The 1,761-nt window shown below is 46.3% G+C and carries 3 protein-coding genes; 2 read left to right on the top strand and 1 reads right to left on the bottom strand.

Annotation, left to right across the window (positions count from 1 at the left end; translation table 11 throughout):
- Both WBA89_RS10845 and WBA89_RS10840 read left to right on the top strand, forming a co-directional pair.
- Positions 1 to 132 (top strand): BON domain-containing protein (locus WBA89_RS10845; protein ID WP_424406291.1); only part of this gene is annotated, 132 nt, incomplete at its 5' end.
- 237 nt (positions 133 to 369) lie between these two features.
- Entirely contained in the window at positions 370 to 741 is a 372-nt protein-coding gene (locus tag WBA89_RS10840) for a DUF4278 domain-containing protein (RefSeq protein ID WP_424406290.1), read from the top strand.
- A 278-nt stretch (positions 742 to 1,019) separates the two neighbouring features.
- On the opposite strand, the gene WBA89_RS10835 is transcribed toward WBA89_RS10840, so the two are convergent.
- On the bottom strand, positions 1,020 to 1,761 hold a 742-nt coding region (locus tag WBA89_RS10835), incomplete at its 5' end, for an RtcB family protein (protein ID WP_424406289.1).

Raw genomic sequence — 1,761 nt, 5'->3', positions numbered from 1 at the left:
GCTCAGCTCAGCAGCACGGTTGTTCTCAAAGGTCAAGTTCCCAGTCAGGCAATTCTCGACAAGTTAGTGGCGATCGCCTCTGCTGAAGAAGGTGCCACAAACGTGCAAACCGATCAAGTGACAGTCGGGTAATTATTCGCAACCGCAGCAGTTTCACTCCTGGCGGCGAGCAAAAACACTCAAAAGCTCGATTAAACCCGCAGCCGCGGGCTTAATCGAACTCTTTGCGACTCTAAATATTAATTTTTGTAAATAATGCGTTTTAGTTAAAAAACAGTATAATTGAATACAGAAAGTAAAAATTTTTTACGTACAAAAATCACACCAGACCTGACTGCTCTTTTTATCTCAATATAAGGATCGAAAAATATGCAACTCACTTATCGCGGCGCAAACTACGAATACGACATTCCCACAGTCGATACCATCCAAGGCGAAATCGCGGGCAAATATCGACGAGATCGAGACTGGAACTATCGGTATCCCAGACACATTCCCGTCCCCCAAAAATACGGGAGCGCAAACTCTACCACAAAGCAAAATTTTCAAGCCCAGCAGGATATCGCAGCAGCCAGCAGCCCAGCAGCGGTTCCATCTTCCCCAACACTTAAGGATCTAGCCCAAGTCCACCGGGCGCATATTTGCAGTATTCTCGATCGCAGACAGCAAGTAGCCAAAGCCAAAGGCGATGAAAGATTGATGCGCTTGCTAGAAATTGAGTGGAAGCAGATGGCTTGTTAGGAATTAGTTTCAGAAAACAAAGCATTTGTCAACAGGAGGAAATCGAAAGCGACTTGATTTCCCCCATTTTCCCATACACAACTTTTCACCTAAGTCAAGTACAAATAATATCGTTTCCGGTTGCATCGGAATAATGAAATCGAGTCAACAGTTAACAGTCCGTAGGGGCGGTGCCCCCGTGCCCGCCCTCTTAACAGTCAACAGTCAACAGTCAACAATCAACAGTCAACAGTCAACAATCTGACGGCACAACCGGAATTGATATATAGCAATTTCTGTCACCCCTTAACGCAAACCACTTGCTTGAGAGTCGCCACAACTTCCACCAAATCCGACTGCTGACTCATCACCTCATCAATGGACTTATAAGCCCCCGGAATTTCATCTAAAAATTGCTCATCTTTGCGGCACTCAACCCCGTCAGTCTGCCGCACAAAATCATCAAGAGTAAATACATTTTTCGCCTTAGTGCGAGACATCAACCGCCCCGCACCGTGACTGCAACTGCAGTAACTTTCAACATTTCCCTTCCCTTTAACAATAAAAGACTTCGCCCCCATCGAACCCGGAATAATCCCGTAATCCTCAACATCCGCCCGCACAGCACCCTTGCGAGTAACATACACATCTTCGCCAAAATGCACCTCTTTTTCCGCATAATTGTGGTGGCAATTCACCTCTAATAACGGCTTAACAGATTTGCCGCCCGCGACGTACTTTTCCACAATCCGCTTAAACCGATTCATCATCACATCGCGATTAAAACGAGCATAATCTTGCGCCCACTGCAAATCGTGCCAGTAAGCAGCAAACTCCGGCGTACCCGCTACAAAATAAGCCAAATCTTTGTCAGCCAGATTAATTTCTGCCAGTTTAGCTAAATCTTTCGCCGTCTCGATATGCTGCTGTGCGAGCAAATTGCCAATGCCGCGAGAACCCGAATGCAGCATCAGCCAAACACAGTTTTCCGTATCAACGCAAACCTCAATAAAATGATTGCCACCGCCCAGGGAACCTAAC

The organism is Microcoleus sp. (genome assembly GCF_049646505.1).
Taxonomy (GTDB): domain Bacteria; phylum Cyanobacteriota; class Cyanobacteriia; order Cyanobacteriales; family Microcoleaceae; genus Microcoleus.
The sequence above is the reverse complement of the archived record's forward strand: the minus strand, read 5'-3'. Positions and strand labels throughout refer to the sequence as shown.